The sequence below is a fragment of the Streptomyces sp. B1866 genome (assembly GCF_031932565.1).
In the GTDB taxonomy this organism is placed as follows: Bacteria; Actinomycetota; Actinomycetes; order Streptomycetales; family Streptomycetaceae; genus Streptomyces.
Genome location: NZ_JAVSCF010000637.1, coordinates 1 through 385, shown reverse-complemented (window position 1 = coordinate 385; position 385 = coordinate 1). Strand labels below are relative to the sequence as shown.

The 385-nt window shown below is 77.9% G+C and carries 1 protein-coding gene; it reads right to left on the bottom strand.

All coding sequences use genetic code 11. The annotated features are described in order from the left end of the window. Positions 1-66: 66 nt before the first annotated feature. The coding region (locus tag RKE29_RS30560; RefSeq protein ID WP_312008928.1) for a hypothetical protein at positions 67-385 on the bottom strand (319 nt) is incomplete at its 5' end.

Sequence of the window (385 nt, the reverse complement as noted above, 5' to 3'; positions counted from 1 at the left end):
GTACGGCCGCCGCGCACGGGGCGGAGAGCCACACGGCGTCCTGGGCGGGGCGGGCGCGGCGCGGGGTCACGTGGTGCCGTCCTTCCGGCACCGGGGCCCGCCGCCGCCGTCCGGGTCCCGGCCGTCGAGGCGGTGGCCGAGTTCGTCGGCGACGGCGACGGACGCGCGGAGGGATTCGCGCAGCTGGCGGTTCATGGCCCGCATCTGGTGGGCGGTGACGCGGTCGCTGCCGAGGCTGGACCACATGTGGCCGACCAGGATGGTGGCCATCCGCAGCCGCTCGGCCGTGGCCGGGCCGTACGCGGCGGGCTCGCCCAGCCGTGTGCCCCGGGCGTCGATCGTGGCCAGTACGTCGCGGAGGGCGTCGGTCAGCTCGGCGGCGTAC